Source organism: Streptomyces sp. NPDC002076 (genome assembly GCF_053593835.1).
In genome coordinates this window covers 270,281-291,341 of the sequence record NZ_JBSFDI010000003.1, presented here as the reverse complement: position 1 = coordinate 291,341, position 21,061 = coordinate 270,281, and the positions used below count along the sequence as shown (strand labels likewise).

Annotated in this window: 16 protein-coding genes and 2 pseudogenes; 7 read left to right on the top strand and 11 right to left on the bottom strand. The window is 71.3% G+C overall.

Annotated features, from left to right (window positions below):
* Nucleotides 1-40 precede the first annotated feature (40 nt).
* Nucleotides 41-1,069 (bottom strand): esterase-like activity of phytase family protein, encoded by a 1,029-nt coding sequence (locus tag ACWCQS_RS08580; protein WP_451003745.1) that lies wholly within the window; start codon nucleotides 1,067-1,069, stop codon nucleotides 41-43.
* A gap of 64 nt (nucleotides 1,070-1,133) precedes the next feature.
* Nucleotides 1,134-2,057: a serine hydrolase gene (locus ACWCQS_RS08575; protein WP_451003744.1), complete on the bottom strand. Its 924-nt coding sequence runs from the start codon at nucleotides 2,055-2,057 to the stop codon at nucleotides 1,134-1,136.
* 92 nt (nucleotides 2,058-2,149) lie between these two features.
* On the opposite strand from ACWCQS_RS08575, the gene ACWCQS_RS08570 reads away from it, so the two are divergent.
* Together ACWCQS_RS08570 and ACWCQS_RS08565 are read left to right on the top strand one after the other, a co-directional pair.
* Nucleotides 2,150-2,518: a hypothetical protein gene (locus ACWCQS_RS08570; protein ID WP_451003743.1), complete on the top strand. Its 369-nt coding sequence runs from the start codon at nucleotides 2,150-2,152 to the stop codon at nucleotides 2,516-2,518.
* A gap of 72 nt (nucleotides 2,519-2,590) precedes the next feature.
* The gene (locus tag ACWCQS_RS08565) at nucleotides 2,591-4,864 is read left to right on the top strand and encodes a glycosyltransferase family 39 protein (RefSeq protein ID WP_451003742.1); all 2,274 of its coding nucleotides are present in this window, start codon (nucleotides 2,591-2,593) and stop codon (nucleotides 4,862-4,864) included.
* Nucleotides 4,865-5,316: 452 nt separating this feature from the next.
* On the opposite strand, the pseudogene ACWCQS_RS08560 reads toward ACWCQS_RS08565, so the two are convergent.
* A pseudogene (locus ACWCQS_RS08560) lies at nucleotides 5,317-6,003 on the bottom strand (hypothetical protein); the annotation flags it as partial.
* A gap of 73 nt (nucleotides 6,004-6,076) precedes the next feature.
* On the opposite strand from ACWCQS_RS08560, the gene ACWCQS_RS08555 reads away from it, so the two are divergent.
* Nucleotides 6,077-6,499 (top strand): DUF6210 family protein, encoded by a 423-nt coding sequence (locus ACWCQS_RS08555; RefSeq protein ID WP_451003741.1) that lies wholly within the window; start codon nucleotides 6,077-6,079, stop codon nucleotides 6,497-6,499.
* Nucleotides 6,500-6,569: 70 nt separating this feature from the next.
* Here ACWCQS_RS08555 and ACWCQS_RS08550 read toward each other — a convergent pair whose 3' ends face one another.
* From ACWCQS_RS08550 to ACWCQS_RS08540, 3 genes are read right to left on the bottom strand one after another with little or no spacing between them, the layout of a single operon-like run.
* Entirely contained in the window at nucleotides 6,570-8,258 is a 1,689-nt protein-coding gene (locus ACWCQS_RS08550) for a thiamine pyrophosphate-binding protein (protein ID WP_451003740.1), read from the bottom strand.
* Nucleotides 8,259-8,281: 23 nt separating this feature from the next.
* Nucleotides 8,282-9,250 (bottom strand): agmatinase, encoded by a 969-nt coding sequence (gene speB / locus ACWCQS_RS08545; RefSeq protein ID WP_055706451.1) that lies wholly within the window; start codon nucleotides 9,248-9,250, stop codon nucleotides 8,282-8,284.
* 56 nt (nucleotides 9,251-9,306) lie between these two features.
* Nucleotides 9,307-10,767 carry a sodium:solute symporter gene (locus tag ACWCQS_RS08540; RefSeq protein WP_451003739.1) on the bottom strand — a complete coding sequence of 487 codons (1,461 nt, stop codon included), beginning with the start codon at nucleotides 10,765-10,767 and terminating at the stop codon, nucleotides 9,307-9,309.
* Nucleotides 10,768-10,939: 172 nt separating this feature from the next.
* Here ACWCQS_RS08540 and ACWCQS_RS08535 point away from each other — a divergent pair, with 172 nt between their 5' ends.
* Nucleotides 10,940-12,445: a PucR family transcriptional regulator ligand-binding domain-containing protein gene (locus tag ACWCQS_RS08535; RefSeq protein ID WP_451003738.1), complete on the top strand. Its 1,506-nt coding sequence runs from the start codon at nucleotides 10,940-10,942 to the stop codon at nucleotides 12,443-12,445.
* 41 nt (nucleotides 12,446-12,486) lie between these two features.
* On the opposite strand, the pseudogene ACWCQS_RS08530 reads toward ACWCQS_RS08535, so the two are convergent.
* A pseudogene (locus tag ACWCQS_RS08530) lies at nucleotides 12,487-12,659 on the bottom strand (alpha/beta fold hydrolase); the annotation flags it as partial.
* Between the two features lie 149 nt (nucleotides 12,660-12,808).
* On the opposite strand from ACWCQS_RS08530, the gene ACWCQS_RS08525 reads away from it, so the two are divergent.
* Nucleotides 12,809-13,597 carry a phosphatase gene (locus tag ACWCQS_RS08525; protein WP_451003737.1) on the top strand — a complete coding sequence of 263 codons (789 nt, stop codon included), beginning with the start codon at nucleotides 12,809-12,811 and terminating at the stop codon, nucleotides 13,595-13,597.
* 81 nt (nucleotides 13,598-13,678) lie between these two features.
* Here the strand turns inward: ACWCQS_RS08525 and ACWCQS_RS08520 are convergent, their stop codons facing one another.
* The 4 genes from ACWCQS_RS08520 to ACWCQS_RS08505 form a co-directional block, all read right to left on the bottom strand.
* Entirely contained in the window at nucleotides 13,679-14,023 is a 345-nt protein-coding gene (locus tag ACWCQS_RS08520; RefSeq protein WP_451003736.1) for a hypothetical protein, read from the bottom strand.
* A 260-nt stretch (nucleotides 14,024-14,283) separates the two neighbouring features.
* On the bottom strand, nucleotides 14,284-15,162 hold the full coding sequence (locus tag ACWCQS_RS08515; RefSeq protein ID WP_451003735.1) for an acyl-CoA thioesterase: 879 nt from the start codon (nucleotides 15,160-15,162) through the stop codon (nucleotides 14,284-14,286).
* 47 nt (nucleotides 15,163-15,209) lie between these two features.
* A complete protein-coding gene (locus ACWCQS_RS08510) occupies nucleotides 15,210-16,367 on the bottom strand; it encodes an acyl-CoA dehydrogenase family protein (protein WP_451003734.1) in 1,158 nt (385 codons plus the stop codon).
* Nucleotides 16,368-16,793: 426 nt separating this feature from the next.
* A complete protein-coding gene (locus ACWCQS_RS08505) occupies nucleotides 16,794-17,393 on the bottom strand; it encodes an SACE_7040 family transcriptional regulator (protein WP_451003733.1) in 600 nt (199 codons plus the stop codon).
* 107 nt (nucleotides 17,394-17,500) lie between these two features.
* On the opposite strand from ACWCQS_RS08505, the gene ACWCQS_RS08500 reads away from it, so the two are divergent.
* Together ACWCQS_RS08500 and ACWCQS_RS08495 are read left to right on the top strand one after the other, a co-directional pair.
* Complete coding sequence (locus ACWCQS_RS08500) at nucleotides 17,501-19,117, top strand: carboxyl transferase domain-containing protein (RefSeq protein ID WP_451003732.1); 1,617 nt, start codon at nucleotides 17,501-17,503, stop codon at nucleotides 19,115-19,117.
* 11 nt (nucleotides 19,118-19,128) lie between these two features.
* Complete coding sequence (locus ACWCQS_RS08495) at nucleotides 19,129-21,042, top strand: ATP-binding protein (RefSeq protein ID WP_451003731.1); 1,914 nt, start codon at nucleotides 19,129-19,131, stop codon at nucleotides 21,040-21,042.
* Nucleotides 21,043-21,061 lie beyond the last annotated feature (19 nt).

The following is a 21,061-nucleotide window of genomic DNA, read 5'->3' as shown; positions in this document are numbered from 1 at the left end:
GTGCGGATTTCATCCCTCCGCAGCAAAACGAAGGGGAAGCTCAGACCCGTACCCGGAGGTAATAGAACCGGGTCGTCTGGACCGGGTTCTGGTTGTCGTCGCTCACCAGCAGTACCCGCAGGCGGCGGGCACGGTCACGGCCGGTGATCGTCATGCCTTCGATGTTGTCCAGCAGGGGATTGGGCTGGGGCTGCTTGGCCGTGGCGCCCAGCGACGGGCAGGCGGCGACATCCGTCAGCAGGGTCTTCTTGATCAGGTGGACGGACGGCTGTCCCGTCAGGTTCTCGATGCCGCTGGTGTCGGTCGCGTGGCGGAGGTCGGCCAGGTAGAGGCGGACGGTGTTGCCGACGCCGGAGGTGAAGCCGCGTTCCAGGACGAGGAGGCGGCCGTCGGGCGTGGCCTGGACCTCGGGGACGCCGAGGCCGGCGTCGGTGCGGTAGGCGTACTGGGCGGAGAGGCGGAAGTGGTCGCCCTTGGTGCGCTGCCACGTCTGGAAGCGGACGATCCCCGTGGAGTCGCCCGAGATCGCGTCCTCCATGGAGGCCAGCAGGGTGTGACCGCCGGGCAGCAGGGTCAGGCCCTCGAAGGTCTGGTTGGCGGTGGCGCGGCCGGCCGGGGCGACCAGGAGGGAGGAGGGGACCGGGAGCCGGTCGAGGATGCGGCCGTCGCGGGAGTAGCGGCGGACGGACGGCTCGGTCTCGGAGGCGACGAGGCGGGTGCCGTCCCTCTCGATGACCAGGCCCTCGGAGTCGAGGTCGGCGCCCTTCTCGTCGGCGAGGTGGACGGCGGACCTGGGCTGGAGGGTCCGCGGGTCCAGGCTGAAGAGGGAGGAACGGTCCTCCAGGGCGGCCAGGGAGCCGTCCCGGTCCACCGCGAGCGCGGAGAAGTTGCCGACGAAGGTGCCGTCGAACGTCGTCTTGTCGAGCGCGTCGGAGAAGCGGTCGATGGAGACGGTGGGCGAACAGGCGTTGTCGCTCGCCATGTCGGCACTCGCGGGCCCGGCGGCGGTCAGGGAGGTGGCCGCCGCCAGGCCGGCGGTCAGGGCGGCGAGTACGGTTCTCAGGCGCATGCCCGTCACCGTAGGCCGGGCGGGTGTCCTGCGCGAGACCGGCTCGTGAACCGGCTTTCGCGGGTCAGCCCTGCGGCGGCACCGGGACCAGGGCCTCGCTGGGCCGGCTGGTCGGGGCGTAGAGCGCGGTCGCGGAGGTGGTCGGCACGAGGTCCTTGTGGATGACCTTGGCGACGTTCTGGATGGTGGTGACGCCGTAGTCCATGGTGCTGTCGTCCTGTGTCAGCACCGAGATCATGTAGTCGTGGCCGGCGCCGTTGAAGGTGCCGAGGCTGTGCACCCGCCAGCCGTGCGTGGCGCGCTGCAGCCAGCCGTTCTTGACGTGCACGGAGACCGTGGACGGCGCGCCCGCCGGGGTGCCCCAGCGCTGCGAGGAGATGACCTCGCCCATCAGCTTCAGGATGTAGGCGCGGGAGCTGTCGCTCAGCACGCTGTTCTTCGCGGTGACGAGCTTGAGCAGCTTCTGCTCGTCGGTGACGTTCTCCTGGGTCAGTCCCCAGTAGCCGTTCGCGCCGGGCACGGTCTTCGTCATCCCGGCAGCGGCGAGGAAGCCCTTGATCTTGGTGAGGCCGAGCTGCTTCCACAGCGCGGTCGTCGCGTCGTTGTCCGACCGGGTGATCATGGCCTTGGTGAGTGTGACCTCACGGTCGGTCAGATAGCGATTGTGCTTCTTGGCGTCCCACAGCAGCGTGGCGAGCACGGTGACCTTGACGGTGCTGGCCGAGTCGTAGGAGCTGGTGGCGCGCAGGGTGCAGGTGGTGCTGGTGCTGCGGTCGTACAGGCCGAGCGCCACGGTGCTTCTGCGGTTGGCGAGGGCGGCCGTGATGTCCTTCTGCAGCTTGGCGGCGAGGCCCGCCTTGGCAGACGTACAGCTGACGGTGGGCGTGGCCGCGGCGGCGGGGGTGGCGGCGGTGGCCACCGGTATGAGCAGCGCGGCACCGAGGGCGGCGGCGAGCGCGCCGGAACGTCTTGATGTCCGGGGATCCATACCAGCGTTGACGCACGGAACCCGCCGAATGGTTGTACGCCTGTTCCCGCGACGGAAGTTCCAAAGGTCCGGCGCGTGGCAATGATTCGTTCATGTCGGACCAGAAGAAGAGCCAACTCGGCCAGTCGGGGCGGTTGTTCGCGGCACTAGCGGTCCTACGCCTCGCCGCCGGGAAGGACACCAGGCTGCGCACACCGGAGGACCGGCCCACGGGGGACCACCCACAAGGCCGCCTGAACGACGTCAAACGGGACTTGTACGAGCTCCTCACGACGGCCCGCGACAAGGGCGGCGAGCGGTGGGAAGCGGCAGCCGAGGCATTCCGGTCGATACCGGGCTTCCTGGAAGGGGGAAACGTGCCTCACGGCAACTTGAACGACCCGGGGTTCGCCGCCTTCAAGGCGGGCTACGACGCACAGATCGCCGTATTCCGGGACAAGTTCTCCGGGCTGCTTACCTGACTCTCACCGCCCCACAGCTTCCCCTCAGGTGCACCACAGCGCGCGCCCATCGCCGCTCTGCATGGTGCAGTGGTGACATCTGCCACCGATCCCCTCCCCCACACGACGACCGCTACCCCGCCTCCGGCGGCGCCGGACACCGTACCGCCGGAGCGCGCGCCCCGCTGGTCACTGCCCGCGCTGCTCGCGATCCTGCTGCTGGCCGCGGTGCTGTACACCTGGAACCTCTCCGGCTCCGGCCTCAACAGCTTCTACAGCGCGGCCATCTACAGCGGCACACAGAGCTGGAAGGCGTGGTTCTTCGGCTCGCTCGACGCCGGGAACTTCCTCACCGTCGACAAACCGCCGTTCGCCAACATGGTCATGAGCCTGTCGTGCCGGATCTTCGGCTTCGGCACCTGGCAGATGATGCTGCCGGAGGTCGCGGCCGGGCTCGCCACGATCTGGATCCTGCACTCGTCCGTGAAGCGGGCGTTCAGCCATGCGGCGGCCGCGGTGGCCGCCCTGATCCTCGCGCTGACCCCGATCACGGTCGCCATCAACCGGGACAACAACCCCGACACGATCCTCGTCCTGCTGATGGTCGGCGGCGCGGCGCTGGCCCTGCGCGCGGTGACGAACGGCCGGCTGCTGCCGCTGCTCGGCTCGGCGGTGTGCTTCGGCCTCGCCTTCAACACGAAGATGCTGGCGGGGTACATCGCAGTGCCCGCCGTCTTCGCGGTCTACCTGCTCGCGGCACGCCCGAAGCTCGTGCAGCGGATGGTGAACCTGCTGATCGCGGGCCTGGTCCTGGCGGTCTCCAGCTTCTGGTGGGCGATCGCCGTGTCCCTGGTCCCCGCCTCCGAGCGGCCGTACATCGGCGGTTCGACGGACGGCACCGCCTGGAACCTGATCATGGGCTACAACGGCCTCGGCCGGATCTTCGGCGGCGAGGGCAACGGCGGGGGCGGCGGGGGCAGCCGAGGCGGCTTCTCCGGCTCGGCGGGTCTCGGCCGGATGTTCAACGACATCCTCGGCGGCCAGATCTCCTGGCTGCTCCCCTTCTCCGCCGTGGCGTTGGCCGCCGGCCTGGTCCTGTGCGGCCGCGCCCCGCGCACCGACCTCACTCGGGCCGCGCTCATCCTCTGGGGCGGCTGGACGGTCCTGCACTACGTCACCTTCGCGACCGCCGAGGGCACGATGCACCCTTACTACACGACCGCCCTGGCCCCCGGCATCGCGGCGCTGTGCGGAGGCGGCGGCGTCATGCTGCTGCGCGCGTTCCGCACCGACAAGCGCTGGATGTGGGTGCTGCCGGCGGGCCTCGCGGTAACGGCCGCCTGGTCGATCGTGCTGCTGCGCCGGGCGTCCGGCTGGCACAGCTGGCTGTGGCCGACCGTCGGTGTGGTCATGGCGGCGGCGATCGCCGGCCTGCTCGTCTTCCGCTCCGGGGGCCGGGTACGGCTGCTGGCGGCATCTGTCGCGGCGGCGGTGGTCGCGGCGCTCGCGGGCCCGGCGGCGTACGCCTGGTCGGTGCCGTCCGGTTCGGTCGGCGGCATGGGCGGGACGAACCCGACGGCCGGCCCCTCGACGGGCGGCGGCTTCGGCGGCGGCCCCGGCGGGGGCGGCGGCCGGGGCGGCTTCCCCGGCGGCGGTGAGCTGCCGGGCCGGAACGACGCCCAGGGCGGCGGCAACGCCGAGGCGGGCGGCGGCATACCCGGCGGCGGAACCGCGCCCGGCGGGACGGCGAGCGGCGCGCCCGGTGACGCCCCCGGCGGGGAGATGCCGGGCGGCGGACAGGCCGGTGGCTTCCCGGCCGGCGGCCAGAACGGTGAACTCCCCGGCGGCCAGGGCACATCGGGCGGTACGACGGCCCCGGATGGCACCGGCGCCCCGAACGGCGGCTCGGGAAGCACGAGCGGTCGTATGGGAGCCGGAATGCGCGGCGGCATGATGGGCGGCATGGGAGGCGCGAACAACGAACTGATCGCGTACCTGAAGAAGCACCGGGACGGCGCCACCTGGCTGCTCGCGGTCTCCAACTCGCAGAGCGCGGCGCAGATCGAACTGAGCGCGAGGGTACCGGTCATCTCCATGTGGGGCTTCACCGGCACGGACAAGGCGATGACCGTCGCCAAGCTCGAGGAGCTGGTGAAGAAGGGCGAACTGCACTACATCCAGCTCGGCGGCGGCATGATGGGCGGCGGTCCCGGAGGCGCCAACAACAGCGTGTCGTCCCAGGTGACGGCCTGGGTGAAGAAGCACGGGACGAAGGTGAAGGAGAGTGCGTACAGCAAGACTTCAAGCTCTTCCTCCACCACCGAACAGTCCACGATCTACCGCCTGGACCCGTCGGACGCCGGCTGAGCCGCACGCCCACCGAGCGCGCCAAGGGCCTCGACGACCTTTGGCGCGCTGCGCTGTCGACGCCACGGCGACGATTGGCAGATCCGTTCCACCCCCACCCCCTCGGCCATCGGCCCGACCTGCTCATTCACCCGACGCCCCCGGCACAAACCTGCCAATCCCCACCCCGCCCACCCGCACCCACCCACCCACCGCAAGCCGTCGAACCCACCCGGCGTGCCCACGAGACGTACGCGCCCCTCACCGACGGGACACACGCAGCCGCCCCAGGGGCCGGTACCGGTCAGGGCCACTGCCCTTCCGGGCCGCTCGCTCGCTTCTTCCCCGTGCTGGAGCGAGGTGGGTCAAGGGTGGCCCGGAGGGCCATCGGCGAAGCCGACGCGCAGCGCCCTTGACGCACCTCGCGCAGGCACGACACTCGCCGAGAAGCGAGCGGCCCAACGGCTACCTGTTCACTCCTCGGTGAACAGCTCCGTCGCGTCCGTGGCGTGTACGGCTCGCTGGGCCCAGACCTCCAGTTGATCGAGGTCCGTGCAGGCCTCGACTCGCTCGCGGACGGCGTCGGGCACGGGAAGCTCGCGCCACTCCAGGATGTGCAGGATCATCTCCGCCTTGGCCTCAGCCCGGCCTTGCTCCCGGCCTTGCTCCCGGCCTTGCTCCAAGCCCTGTTCTCGGCCCTCCTCCCGTACCTGCTCGGCAAGCGGGTGTCGCCAGAAGTACTGGATCGCCGTCATCAGATCCCTCCACATCTGCTTCGCCTGGGGGTCGGCCAGGCAGGAGTCGACGAACTGCACGAAGACCGCGGCATTGTCCGGGTCGATGGTCCGCAGGGCGGCGGCCAGGGATTCCAGTATGGCCGGAGCCTGCGGTCCACGCCCGTGCGTCATGGCCGAGAGCACCGCAAGGGCGACATCCTGCTCCGCCTGCCGCTCGTCCGCGATCACCGGCACGTTGTCCGGACCCAGCACCAGCGGCCGCACCGTCAACGAGTCCCAGCCCGTGAAGCCGAAGCGGATCGGACGCGAGGCCCACTGGGCGGTCCTGCTGCTCTGGGTGATGACGATCAGCACCGGCTCACAGCGGTACTTCTCATACAGATACGACAGGTAGTACGGCCACCGGAGCGAGCCTCGACTTCGCGGCCACCGCCTTCACCTCGTTCATCGAAACCCTGAAGGCGACTCACACCACGAAGTCGGACCTCACCGACCGGTGAAGTACATCTGCCTCGACCCGGACGGCACAGGCACCGGGCAGGGCTGGATGTTCGTCATCGTGGCGGCACGGACCGGGGTCGTCTACCAGGTCCAAGGCGGTGGCTGCGGCTGTGCGCAGTACGCGCAGGAGGGTTATCTGATCCCCGTGTTCGGGCGGGACCTGGACCAGGAGCTGAAGGAGATCTTCGTCGGTGGGTTGAAGGGGCAGGGGGCCCGGCGCGGGGACTGGCCGGCCGGTCTGCTCCAGCGGCTCAGGGAAGCCGTCGCCTTGCACGTCTACGGTTCCGCCAACCGGGACGACCTCTTCCCCACCTCGCTCGTCCTCGACGAGTCCCGCCTCGCCGAGGCCGACGAGGCGTGGGTGCCGGTCGTCACCCCGGACGGGCCGGGGATGCTCGTCCGGGAGAACTCCGACTAGCCACTGCTCCTCCGGGCCGGAGCGTCTTCACCACCGTCGGCCCGGGGAAGCTCGGCGCGCCGCGGGCAGGTCAGGTCGTGAGATGCGTCGGCGCGAACATCCGCAGCACCGCCGGGAGGACGACCACCGACGGACCCGGCGCCGCCAGCGCCTTCGCCAGGTCCTCCTCCAGGGTGTCCGGGGTCGTGCGGACACCGGGCACGCCGAAGGACTCCGCCAGGGCCACGTAGTCCGGGCGGGTCAGTTCCGTCGCCGTCGCCTGGCCGAAGGTGTCCGTCATGTACTCGCGGAGGATGCCGTAGCCGCCGTCGTCGACGATCAGCCAGGTGACGGGGAGGTCGTACTGCCTGGCCGTCGCCAGCTCGGCGATGGAGTACAGGGCTCCGCCGTCGCCCGAGACCGCAAGGACCGGGCGCGTCGGGTCGGCCGCCGCCGCGCCCAGTGCCGCCGGGAAGCCGTAGCCGAGGCCGCCGGCGCCCTGCGCGGAGTGCATGAGGTTCGTGCCCCGGGGGTCGAAGGCCGACCACGCCCAGTACGCCAGGATCGTCATGTCCCAGAAGGAGGGGGCAGTCGCGGGCAGGGCCCGGCGGACTGCGCCCAACACCTCCTGCTCCAGGGTGAGTTCCTGAGACGCGATCCGCTCACCGAGTCGGCACAGCAGCTCCCGCACCCGCACCGGCGCCGACTCGTCCGCCCGCTCCTGAACCGTCTCCAGCAGGGCCTGCAAGGCCAGTCGGGCGTCCGCGTGGATGCCGAGGGCCGGGTGGTTGGACTCCAGCTTGCCGAGGTCGGCCTCGATCTGGATCACTCGGCCGCGCGGCTTGAACGTGTGGTAGTTGGAGGAGAGTTCGCCCAGACCCGAGCCGACCACCAGCAGCACGTCCGCGTCCTCCAGGAAGTCCGTCGTGTGCCGGTCCTCCAGCCAGGACTGCATCGACAGCGGGTGCTCCCACGGGAACGCGCCCTTGCCGCCGAACGTCGTCACCACCGGCGCCTGAAGCTTCTCGGCCAGCGCCCTCAGCTTTCCCGACGCGTCCGACCGTACGACCCCACCGCCCGCGATGATCGCCGGACGCTCGGCCCGCGACAGCAAGTCGGCTGCCACCGCCGTCAGTTCGGGGCGCGGGACCAGGTCCTGAGGCGTCGCGTCCGGCGCCGTCACCACCGGCAGTGCGGTCGGCGCGAGCAGCACGTCCTGCGGGATCTCCACCCACACCGGGCCGTGCGGTGCCGTCAGTGCCGACTTCCAGGCCGCCGCGATCGCGGACGGGATCTGGGACTGGGTGCGGACCGTGTGGACGGACTTGACCACGCCGCGGAACGAGGCAGCCTGGTCAGGGAGTTCGTGGAGGTAGCCGTGGCGGCCGCCGCCCAGGCCCGCCGTCGGGATCTGGCTGCTGATCGCCAGCACGGGAGCCGAGGCCGCCGCCGCCTCCTGAAGCGCGGCCAGCGACGTCAGCGCGCCCGGGCCCGTCGACAGCAGCAGGGGTGCCGCCTCGCCCGTGATCCGGCCGTACGCGTCCGCCGCGAAGCCCGCGTTGTTCTCCACCCGCAGGCCGACATAGCTCAAGGAAGAACGCCGTAGAGCGTCGAACATGCCCAGCGCGTGCTGGCCGGGCAGGCCGAAGACCGTCGTCGCGCCGAGCCCGGCCAGCGTCTCCACGACCAGGTCTCCGCCGTTGCGGCCGGGAGGGGGATTCAGCGCGGCCGCCGTCTGCTGATCGGTCGGGCGGAGTACCAGGTCGTGGTCGTGAGTCACTGCTCTCGGTCCCCTAGGGAGAATCAGGCGTTGCGGGCCGCCGCGATCTGGCGGCTCATGATGGTGGTCAGTTCGTAGGCCGTGTGCGAGGCCGCGACCGACGTGATCTCCGCGTGGTCGTACGCCGGCGCCACCTCGACCACGTCCGCCGAGACCAGGTTGCAGGACGCCAGGCCGCGCAGGATCTCCAGCAGCTCACGGGAGGTCATGCCGCCCGCCTCCGGCGTACCGGTGCCGGGCGCGTGCGCCGGGTCCAGGCAGTCGATGTCGATGGAGATGTACAGCGGGCGGTCGCCGATGCGCTGGCGCAACTGGTCGGCCACCTCGTCGGCGCCCCGGCGGTAGATGTCGGCGGACGTGACGATGCCGAAGCCCATCTTCTCGTCGTCGGTGAGGTCCTGCTTGCCGTACAGCGGGCCGCGGGTGCCGACGTGGGAGAGGGCGGAGGTGTCGAGGATGCCCTCCTCCACCGCGCGGCGGAACGGGGTGCCGTGGGTGTACTCGGCGCCGAAGTAGGTGTCCCAGGTGTCCAGGTGGGCGTCGAAGTGGAGCAGGGCCACCGGGCCGTGCTTCTTCGCCACGGACCGCAGCAGGGGCAGCGCGATGGTGTGGTCGCCGCCCAGGGTCATCAGGCGGGCGCCGGTGCCGAGCAGCTCGTCCGCCGCGGCCTCGATCGTCTCGACGGCCTCGTTGATGTTGAACGGGTTCACGGCGATGTCGCCGCCGTCGGCGACCTGGGCCAGGGCGAAGGGGGACGCGTCCTGCGCGGGGTTGTACGGGCGCAGCAGCCGGGACGCCTCGCGGATGGCGTTGCCGCCGAAGCGGGCGCCCGGCCGGTACGAGACGCCGGAGTCGAACGGCACGCCCACCACGGCGACGTCGGCGGTGCCGACCTCGTCCAGGCGGGGCAGCCGGGCGAAGGTCGCGGGGCCGGCGTACCGCGGGATGCGGGAGGAGTCGACGGGGCCGCGGGGCGTCTCGTTGCTGCTCATGGTCAAATGCCTTCTTTCTTGCGCTTCATCACGCATGTACTGCTTTCCCTATGACTCTACTGGTGAGCCGGGACCGGTTCGGACGCGAGTTCGGGGGTACGGCCGGCGAGGCGCTCGCGCCAGGTGGCGAGAACCGTCTCGTCGGTGGGCTTCGTCGCCAGGGAGACGACGACGTAGGCGGCCAGGGAGGCGAGCAGGCCGTAGTAGACGGGCTCGTTGGCCAGGATGCCGTAGCCCGCCATCAGGCCGATGACCGCGAGACCGCCGACGATCACCGAGGCCAGCGCGCCCTGCACCGTGCCGCGCTTCCACAGCAGGCCGCCGAGGATCGGTACGAGCAGGCCGCCGACGAGGAGGTTGTAGGCGACGGTCAGCGCCTCGACCACGTTGTTCAGCGCGATCGCGGTGCCGATCACCGCCACACCCATGATCAGGATGAAGGCGCGGTTGCCCTTGACCTCGTCGTGTTCCTCGCCGTCCCGCCGTACGGCGCCCTTGAGCCGCGACCAGATGTCGTTGTTGGCGACCGTGGCGCAGGCGATCAGGGCGCCGGAGGAGGTGGACATGACGGCGGCGAGGGCGGCGGCCAGGACCAGGCCGCGCACGCCGACGGGGAGTTCGTCCTTGACGATGGTGGCGAAGGCGTCGTCGGGGCTGCCGAGCTTGGGGTAGAGCACCTTGGCGGCCGTGCCGATCACCGCGCCGGCGAGGGCGTAGGCCAGACAGTAGGTTCCGGCCACCGTGCCGCCCCACTTGGCGGTCCTGTCGCTGCGGGCGGTGAACACGCGCTGCCAGATGTCCTGGCCGATCAGCATGCCGAACGTGTAGATCAGGACATAGGTGAAGATCGTCTGGCCGCCGATGCCCAGCGGGTCGAAGTACGAGGTCGGCAGCTTGGCCTTCATCTCGGAGAAGCCGCCCGCCTTGACGACCGCGATCGGCAGGAGCAGGAGCAGCACGCCGATGGTCTTCACCACGAACTGGACCATGTCGGTCAGCGTGATGGACCACATGCCGCCGAGGGTGGAGTAGGCGACGACGATCGAGCCGCCGAGGATGATCGCGACGGTCCGGTTCATGTCGAACAGGACGTCGAAGATCGTGGCGTAGGCGATGGTCGAGGTGACGGCCAGCATGAGGGTGTACGCCCACATGACCACGCCGGAGATGACGCCCGCCCGTCCGCCGTAGCGCAGGTCCAGCATCTCGGAGACGGTGTAGACCTTCAGGCGGGCGATGCGGGCGGAGAAGAACACGGACAGGGCGAGCAGGCCGAGGCCGATGGTGAAGACCATCCACGCGCCGGAGAGGCCGTACTGGTAGCCCAGGCCCACGCCACCGATGGTGGAGGCGCCGCCGAGGACGATCGCCGCCATGGTGCCGGAGTACATGGCGGGCCCCAGGCGGCGGCCCGCCACCAGGAACTCGCTCTTCGATTTGGCGCGGCGCATGCCCCACCAGCCCATCGCCAGCATGCCGGCGAGATAGACGACGATCACTGTGTAGTCGACGGCCATGGGGCCCTCCTTCGCGCACATTCCGGTGGCGTGTCGTGCAGATGCGGTGGGGACGAGCCGGCAACAGATCGCGGGGACATCCGCCCGTACCCGCGGCTGCCGGTCTGCCTTGACACTAGGTGGCCGGAAAGCGACTGCGAAGTGTACGTTCCATCCATATGAACGGGGTCGGATGGAGGGAACGCACACCATGCCGGAAACGACTGCCCCGATGACCCCGGCGGTCCCACCGACCCCACCGGTACCGCTCTCCGCCCTGCTGGCCCGTGAGGATCTCGCCCTGCGCCAGATCGCGGGCCCGTCCGATCCGTCCATCGTGATCCACTGGGCGCACACCTCGGAGATGGCCGACCCGTACCCGTATCTGCTGGGCGGCGAGCTGCTGCTCACGGCCGGGGTGCACATCCCAGAGGCGGCCGGTTCGGGCACCTACTTCGACGACTACGTCTCCCGGATCGTCGCGGCGGGCGGCGCGGCCCTCGGCTTCGGCCTGGCCCCGGTGCACGACACGGTCCCGCGCACGCTGGTCGCGGCGTGCGATGCCTACGGCCTGCCCCTGCTGGAGGTCCCGCCGCAGACCACCTTCTCCGGGGTGGCCCGCGCGGTGTGGCAGCTGATGGCCCAGGCCCGGCTGGCCGAACTCCGCCGGGTCACGGAGGCCCAGCAGAGCCTCGCCGCGGCGGCCTCTCGCCCCGATCCGGTCCCTTCGGTACTGCGCCGGCTGGCCCAGCGCCTGGCCGGGCACGCGCTGCTGTACGGCCCCGACGGCACCGAGATCGCGGCGGCGGGCCGGAAACCGGCGGAGGGGGTGCGGGGAGCGCTCGCGGAGCTGTCGGACGTGGTGCGGCCCACGGGGCGTACGGCGCCCAGGGCGACCTCCGCCAGCGACACCGTCGGCGACACCCACCTGGCCGTCTACGCCCTCGGCGCCGGGGAGGGCTTCGTGCTCGGGGTGGCCACCGCCCGGCGCGACCCCGGCGATCACACCATCGCCTCCGTCGCCGCCGTACTGCTGTCCCTGCTGACCGGTGAGCACCACAGCGGCGCCGGTGCCGGGCGTTCCTCCGCTCTCGTACGGCTGCTGCTCGGCTCCCCGCCCGAGGAGGTGGCCCCGCTGCTCGGCGCGGGAAAGTGGCTGGTCGTGCACGCCCGGCCGGAGGCCCAGGTGCCCGATGCCGTCGCCGCGTCCGCGCTCGGGGCCGCGCTGGGGTCACCGCTGGTCGATCTCGGGCGGGACGTCGTACGGGTGCTGGTGCCGGGCGGGCGGGTGCCGGAGCCGCAGCGCGGGTGGACGATCGGGGTGAGCGCGGCCGTGGACCCGCGGGAGTGGGCGGCGGCCGACGCTCAGGCGGGGCGTGCGCTCGCGCGGGCCCGGGCCACCCGCGCTCCGCTGGTCCGGCACGGCGCCCGGCCGGGCCTTGAGGATCTGGTGCCGCGGGCGGACGCCGAGGCGCACGCCCGGGCGCTGCTCGCCCCGCTCGCCGGCCGGCCCGAGCTCGCCGAGACCCTGCGCAACTGGCTGGCACTGCACGGCAGCTGGGACCGTACGGCGGTGGCGCTCGAGGTGCACCGCAACACCGTGCGGCAGCGCATCGCCCGCTGCGCCGCCCTGCTGGACACCGACCTGGACGACCCGGACGTCCGCATGGAGTTGTGGTTCGCGCTGCGGCGCGGCTGACAATTCCCTTTGTTCGAAAGCCCGCCAAGCATGGAGTTCCGGTTGGCGCCGATCAGCACGAGGCGCGAGACCGGCTCGGGGTGCCGGGCGGCCGGCACGATCGCCACGGAGCCGCGTGCGACTCCAGGGAGTAGTCGAAGTCCGTCGGGCGGTCGCCGATGCCGTGTCCGAGCAGGTCGACCGGCAGCGCACGGCGGCCGGCCACCCAGCGCATCAGATCACCGGTGTCACGGCGGCGGCACGCATGTGTGCTCCCCGAGCTCAAGCGAAGGAAAGTACAAGGCAGTCGGCCAGATCGTGTCGGGGACGATCACAACGGGTGCGGGGCGGCGACGGGCAGGAGCGCTGCCGCACAATGGAGGCATGCCGATACCCGGGACACCCAGCCGCGCCCAGCTCGTCGACCACCTGGTGAGGACCCGTATCGCGGGGGACGTCGCCACACCCCGCGAGAACAACCTCTCCCACTACCGTCAGCTCGCCAACGGTGTCCGTAACTTCTGGCTCGGCCTGGAGCTGGGCGACCGCTGGACGGACGAGCAGGACGTGCTCGCGGTGATGGCCGAGCGGGTCGGCGTCAACGACGATCCCGAGTACCGGTACGGGCAGGACACGATCGACCCCGAGCTGACCGTGGACGCGCTGGAGCGGATGGCGGCGCGGCTGCGCAAGGCGGCCGAGGGGCGCCAGCGGGTGCTGTTCGCCACCGGGCATCCGGGCGGGCTGCTGGACGTGCACCGGGCCACGGCCGCCGCGCTGCGCGCCGCCGGCTGCGAGATCGTGGTCATCCCGGACGGGCTGCAGACGGACGAGGGGTACGTCATGCAGTTCGCGGACGTGGCGGTGCTGGAGCACGGGGCGACGCTGTGGCACACCCACTCCGGGGAGCCGATGCGGGCCATTCTGACCGGACTTGAGCGCGAGGGACGCCCGCTGCCGGACCTGGTCGTCGCCGACCACGGGTGGGCCGGGTACGCGGGGCAGCACGGCCTGGACTCGATGGGATACGCGGACTGCAACGACCCGGCGCTGTTCCTCGCCGAGTCCGAGGGCACCCTCCAGGTCGTCGTACCGCTGGACGACCATGTCGTCAGCCCCCGCTACTACGACCCGCTGACGGCGTATCTGCTGGCGGAGGCGGGACTTTCCTGACCGCCCGCGCTCCCGGCACGGCACTGTGCGGCCCCGCGAGCGGAGCCGCACAGTGTGGGCGCGATGGGCGCCGCGGGTCAGTTACCGCCCGCCGCCGCCCCACCCCCAGCCGCCCCCACCCCAGTTGCCGCCACCCCAGTTGCCGCCGCCCCAGTTACCCCAGCCCCAGTTGCCGCCACCCCAGTTACCCCAGCCCCAGTTACCCCGGCCCCAACCGCCGCCCCAGCCCCAGCCGCCACGGCCGTGGCGGTGGTGGCGGTGGTGCCAACCGCCGCAACCGCAGTCGACGACCCGGCTGTGGACATTGAGGCTGTGCTGTGCAGGGGCCGCCGAGGCGGTGCCCGCCGTGCCGATCGCGGCTCCGCCCGCCAGCAGGAAGCCTGCAGTGGACATGACGACATACCGCTTCACGCGCTGTGCTCGCATGGGAAGTTACCCTTCTGTCTCCATCATCTCCCGTGCCTCCGTGGGGAAGACGCGGTGTGGATGGCCGGCGCCGTGCTCACTGATCGGTGAAGGCACGGCGCGCTCTTCAGGTGTCACCGCAGCGGATTCACTGTGTGGCCGTCGCCGCCGACATCTGCCTCTCCGGGATTCCGGAAGCCGTCGGCCGGTTACGCCACGTGCTGCGGCTGTCACTCATAGAGATTAGTACCGCACCCGTCACTCGGCACCTCGAGGCAACTTCAGTCACGCGGGACGCGGACCACACCCTCCTGAATGACGGTGATGGCGAGCTGTCCGTCCTGTGTGTAGATACGCGCCTGGCCGAGGCCGCGGCCGCCGTGCGCGGAGGGCGACTCCTGGTCGTAGAGCAGCCAGTCGTCGGCGCGGAAGGGGCGGTGGAACCACATGGCGTGGTCCAGGGAGGCGCCCACGACGTCCCCGACCGCCCAGCCGCCCCTGCCGTGCGCGAGCAGCACGGAGTCCAGGAGGGTCATGTCGGAGACGTAGGTGGCGAGGACGACATGCAGCAACGGTTCGTCAAAAGCAGAGTCCAGCTTGCCGTTGGTGCGGAACCACACCTGCGAGTGGGGCTCGCGCGGCGCGCCGAACTGCCCGTACGGCGGCTCCTCCACGTACCTGAGGTCGATCGCCTCGCGGGCCTCGATGAACTTCTCGACGACCTCGGGGGCGAGGTGGTCGTAGCCGCGCAGCCGCTCCTGCGAGGTGGGCAGGGTCGCCGGGTCGGGCGCGGCGGGCATGGGGGCCTGGTGCTCCAGGCCCTCCTCGTACACCTGGAAGGACGCGGACAGGTGGAAGATCGGCTTCCCGTGCTGGACGGCGACCACGCGACGGGTGGTGAAGGACCGGCCGTCGCGGATGCGGTCCACGGTGTAGACGATCGGCGCGCCGGGGTCGCCCGGGCGCAGGAAGTAGGCGTGGAGCGAGTGGGCGGGGCGGTCCGCGGGGACCGTACGCCCCGCGGCGACCAGCGCCTGCGCCGCGACCTGCCCGCCGAAGACGCGGGGTACGACGGCGGAGCGGGACTGGCCGCGGAATATGTTCTCCTCGATCTGCTCAAGGTCGAGCAGATCGAGGAGATCCTGGAGTGCCTGGCTCATGGCATCTAGTTGTACAGGCCAGTGATTGCGGCGATGACAGGTCCGTCTTACAGGCCCATGTCCTTCGCGATGATCGTCTTCATGATCTCGCTGGTGCCGCCGTAGATGCGGTTGACGCGGTTGTCCGCGTACAGGCGGGCGATCGGGTACTCGTTCATGTAGCCGTAGCCGCCGTGCAGTTGCAGGCAGCGGTCGATCACACGGTGGGCGACCTCGGTGCAGAACAGCTTGGCGGAGGCGGCCTCGGCGGGCGTCAGCTCGCCGGCGTCCAGGGCCTCCGTCGCGCGGTCGGCCACGGCCTCGGCGGCGTCCACCTCGGCCTGGCAGGCGGCCAGCTCGAACTTGGTGTTCTGGAAGTGGGCGACCGGCTTGCCGAAGACGGTGCGCTCCTGGACGTACTGCTTGGCGAACCGGACGGCGGCCTTGGCCTGCGCGTAGGCGCCGAAGGCGATGCCCCAGCGCTCGGAGGCGAGGTTGTGGCCGAGGTAGTAGAAGCCCTTGTTCTCCTCGCCGAGGAGGTCCTCGACCGGCACCTTGACGTCGACGAAGGCCAACTCGGCGGTGTCGGAGGTCTTCAGGCCCAGCTTGTCGAGCTTGCGGCCGACGGAGTAGCCCTCGGACTTGGTGTCCACGGCGAACAGGGAGATGCCGTGGCGGCGGTCCTCGGCGGTGGGCGCGGAGGTGCGGGCGCACACGATCACGCGGTCGGCGTGGACGCCGCCGGTGATGAAGGTCTTGGCACCGTTGAGGATGTAGTGCGTGCCGTCCTCGGAGAGCTTGGCGGTGGACTTCATGCCCGCGAGGTCGGAGCCGGTGCCCGGCTCCGTCATCGCGATGGCCCACATCTCCTCGCCGGTGACGAACTTCGGCAGGTAGCGCTTCTTCTGCTCGTCGGTGGCGAGCATCTTGATGTACGGCAGGGCGAGCAGCACGTGCACACCGGAACCGCCGAACTGGACGCCCGCGCGCGCGGTCTCCTCGTACAGGACGGCCTCGAACTTGTGGCTGTCCATGCCCGCGCCGCCGAACTCCTCGGGCACGTTGATGCCGAAGATGCCCAGCTCACCGAGCTTGTAGTAGAAGTCCCGCGGCGCCTGGCCGGCGGCGAACCACTCGTCGTAGACCGGCACGACCTCGGCCTCGATGAAGGCGCGCAGGGTCTCCCGGAACGCCTCGTGATCCTCGTTGAACACCGTACGGCGCACGCCGCCCACCTCCAGGTACCTGTCTAAGCGCTTGCTCAGACTCGAAGATACCGGCGAGTACGACGACGCGTCCAGAGACGCAGGTCACTCTCGGGGGCAGGGCGACAGGGCTCACAGCCGTCGAGCCAGTAGCCCGTGGCGCAGCGTCGCGGCCCGGATCCTGGGCCAGGGTGCTCGCGCACGCACGCGCACGTGGCCCGCCGCCGCGCGCATGACCCGCCGCTCCCCCTCGTCGTCACCGAACCGGCCCAGATGATCCCGGTCGCGCTCCAGGCACCCGGAGTGGGCCTCGGCGTCCTCGAGCGTCGGCGGACGCGGGCCCAGGCCGGGAAGCCGGTCGGCGGATCAGGCGCCGGCCCGGCGCCGGGCGTCACGCGATCAACGGTCCCGCCCCACCGCGCTCACCGCGCCGCTCCCCCGCCCGGCTCACTGCTCCCCCGCCGCCGCGAACGCCCCTCGCGCCATCCGGTGCAGCAGGGCCGCCGTGGCCCCCCGGCCAGGGAGCGTGCCCGCGCGGCCCAGGTGCGGGGTGGAGTTCAGCAGGCCGAAGACCGAGTGGACGGCCGAGCGGGCCGACGGCTCGGACAGCCCCGGGTAGACCTCGCGGACCACCTCCACCCACAGCTCGACGTACTGCCGCTGGAGCTGGCGCACCAGCTTGCGGTCGCTGTCGCGGAGGCGGTCCAGCTCGCGGTCGTGCAGGGTGATGAGGGGACGGTCGTCCAGGGCGAAGTCGATGTGGCCCTCGATGAGGGAGTCCAGGACGGCCGAGGGCAGGCTGTCCCCGTCGGCCTCCGCCAGGCGGCGCTTGGCGCCCGTCAGCAGCTGGCCGCTGATGCCGACCAGCAGCTCGGCGAGCATCGCGTCCTTGCCCGGGAAGTGCCGGTACAGGCCGGGGCCGCTGATGCCCACCGCGGCGCCTATCTCGTCGACGCCGACGCCGTGGAAACCGCGCTCGGCGAAGAGCCGGGCGGCCTCCTTGAGGATCTGCTGGCGGCGGGTCGGGGCGTCGGTTCTGGTGACCATGCAGGCAATTCTAGACAGCGAGGTTAGCGGTCGTTAACCTGAAGGAAATGGTTAACGCTCATTAACAGCGGATCACAGGTTCGATCACCGGGTGAGGGGACCGCAGGATGCACGAGGCACCGGAGCTGACGACCGCGGCAGATCCCGCGTCGGAGGCCTGGAGGGCCAATGAACAGGCTCATCTCGCGCTCGTCGAGGAGCTGCGCGGCAAACTCGCCGCGGCGGCCCTCGGCGGCGGCGAGAAGGCACGCGCCCGGCACACCGCGCGGGGCAAGCTGCTGCCGAGGGACAGGGTGGACACGCTGCTCGACCCGGGGTCGCCGTTCCTGGAGCTGGCGCCCCTCGCGGCCGACGGGATGTACGACGGGCAGGCCCCGGCCGCAGGGGTGATCGCCGGGATCGGGCGGGTCAGCGGGCGCGAGTGTGTGATCGTCGCCAATGACGCCACGGTGAAGGGTGGGACGTACTACCCGATGACCGTGAAGAAGCACCTGCGCGCTCAGGAGATCGCCCTCGACAACCGCCTGCCCTGCGTCTACCTCGTGGACTCGGGCGGTGCCTTCCTGCCGATGCAGGACGAGGTGTTCCCGGACCGGGACCACTTCGGGCGGATCTTCTACAACCAGGCCCGGATGTCCGGCGCCGGGATCCCGCAGATCGCGGCCGTGCTCGGCTCCTGCACGGCCGGTGGCGCCTACGTCCCGGCCATGAGCGACGAGGCCGTGATCGTCCGCAATCAGGGGACGATCTTCCTCGGCGGGCCGCCCCTGGTGAAGGCCGCCACCGGCGAGGTCGTCACGGCGGAGGAGCTGGGCGGCGGCGAGGTGCACTCCCGGATCTCCGGGGTCACCGACCACCTGGCCGAGGACGACGCGCACGCCCTCAGGATCGTGCGGAACATCGTCGCCACGCTCCCGGCCCCGCAGACCCTGCCCTGGGAGGTCCGGCCGGCGGCAGAGCCCAAGGTGGACCCGTACGGGCTGTACGGCGCCGTCCCGGTCGACTCCCGTACCCCCTACGACGTACGCGAGATCATCGCGCGCGTGGTCGACGGCTCCCGTTTCGCCGAGTTCAAGAGCGAGTTCGGGCAGACCCTCGTCACCGGTTTCGCGCGGATCCATGGCCACCCGGTCGGGATCGTCGCCAACAACGGCATCCTCTTCTCCGAGTCCGCCCAGAAGGGCGCGCACTTCATCGAGTTGTGCGACCAGCGCGGGATCCCGCTGGTGTTCCTGCAGAACATCTCCGGGTTCATGGTCGGCAGGGACTACGAGGCGGGCGGCATCGCCAAGCACGGCGCCAAGATGGTGACGGCGGTGGCGTGCACGCGCGTGCCCAAGCTGACGGTGGTGGTCGGCGGGTCGTACGGCGCGGGCAACTACTCGATGTGCGGCCGGGCCTACTCCCCCCGCTTCCTGTGGATGTGGCCCAACGCCAAGATCTCCGTGATGGGCGGCGAGCAGGCCGCCAGCGTCCTCGCCACGGTCAAGCGCGACCAGCTGGAGGCCCGGGGAGAGGCCTGGCCCGCCGAGGACGAGGAGGCCTTCAAGGCGCCGATCCGCGCGCAGTACGAGCGCCAGGGCAACGCCTACTACGCCACCGCCCGCCTCTGGGACGACGGCGTGATCGACCCGCTGGAGACCCGTCAGGTGCTGGGCCTCGCCCTGACGGCCTGTGCCAACGCGCCTCTGGGAGACCCCCAGTTCGGCGTCTTCCGGATGTGAGGAGGGGAACCGTGTTCGACACAGTGCTGGTCGCCAACCGGGGCGAGATCGCCGTACGCGTCATCCGTACGCTCCGCTCGCTGGGCGTGCGCTCGGTGGCGGTCTTCTCCGACGCCGACGCCGACGCGCGGCATGTCCGGGAGGCCGACACGGCGGTACGGATCGGGCCTGCGCCGGCGGCCGAGAGTTATCTCTCCGTCGACCGCCTGCTGGACGCCGCCGCCCGCACCGGCGCGCAGGCCGTCCACCCCGGGTACGGCTTCCTCGCCGAGAACGCGGGCTTCGCGCGTGCCTGCGAGGAGGCGGGGCTGGTCTTCATCGGTCCGCCGGCGGACGCGATCGCGCTCATGGGCGACAAGATCCGCGCCAAGGAGACGGTGCAGGCGGCCGGGGTGCCGGTGGTGCCGGGGGGCCGTGACCCCGAACTGGCCGAGGCGGCCCGCGCGCTGGGCGCGCCCGTGCTGCTCAAGCCCTCCGCCGGCGGTGGCGGCAAGGGCATGCGGCTGGTGCGGGACATGACCGTGCTGGAGGAGGAGATCGCCGCCGCCCGCCGCGAGGCCCGCGCCTCCTTCGGCGACGACACCCTGCTGGTGGAGCGGTGGGTCGACCGGCCCCGGCATATCGAGATCCAGGTGCTGGCCGACGGGCATGGGAACGTCGTCCACCTCGGCGAGCGCGAGTGCTCGCTGCAACGGCGCCACCAGAAGATCATCGAGGAGGCGCCCTCCGTCCTGCTGGACGAGCGGACGCGTGCGTCGATGGGCGAGGCGGCCGTGCAGGCGGCCCGCAGCTGCGGGTACCGGGGCGCGGGCACGGTGGAGTTCATCGTGCCGGGCGGGGACCCGTCCTCGTACTACTTCATGGAGATGAACACCCGTCTCCAGGTGGAGCACCCGGTCACCGAGCTGATCACCGGCCTGGACCTGGTGGAGTGGCAGCTGCGGGTCGCGGCCGGGGAGAAGCTGGGCTTCACGCAGGACGACGTGACGCTGACCGGGCACGCGGTCGAGGCCCGGATCTGCGCGGAAGACCCCGCGCGCGGCTTCCTGCCCTCCGGCGGCACCGTCCTGCTGCTGAACGAGCCGCAGGGCGACGGCGTCCGCACCGACTCCGGGCTCAGCGAGGGCACCGAGGTGGGCAGCCTGTACGACCCGATGCTGTCCAAGGTGATCGCCCACGGCCCCGACCGGGAGACCGCGCTGCGGAAGCTGCGGGCGGCCCTGGCGGAGACGGTCACGCTGGGCGTGCAGACCAACGCGGGCTTCCTGCGGCGGCTGCTGGCCCATCCGGCGGTCGTGACGGGGGACCTGGACACCGGGCTGGTGGAGCGCGTGGTGGACGAGCTGGTCACCACGGACGTACCGGAGGAGGTGTACGAGGCGGCCGCGGCCGTACGCGCGAAGGCGCTGGAGCCCCGTACGGACGGCTGGGTCGACCCCTTCTCGGTGCCGAGCGGCTGGCGGCTCGGCGGCACCCCGAAGCCGCCCGCCTTCCACCTCCGGGTGCACGACCCGGTGACGTACACCCCGCGCGGCACCTCGGCCGTCGCCGACGCCACGGTCTCCGTCACCCTCGACGGCGTCCGGCACACCTTCCACCGGGCCGGTGAGTGGGTCGGCCGCGACGGCGACGCCTGGCAGGTGCGGGACCACGACCCGGTGGCCGCGTCCCTCAGCCGGTCCGCGCACGCGGGCGCCGACTCCCTGACCGCGCCCATGCCGGGCACGGTGACCGTGGTGAAGGTCGCCGTCGGGGACGAGGTGACCGCCGGACAGAGCCTGCTGGTGGTGGAGGCGATGAAGATGGAGCACGTCATCTCCGCCCCGCACGCCGGCACGGTCGCCGAGCTCGACGTGACCCCGGGCACGACGGTCGCGATGGACCAGGTGCTGGCTGTGATCGCACCGCACGAGGAGGTGGCTTGAGTGACCGCCGAGCAACTGC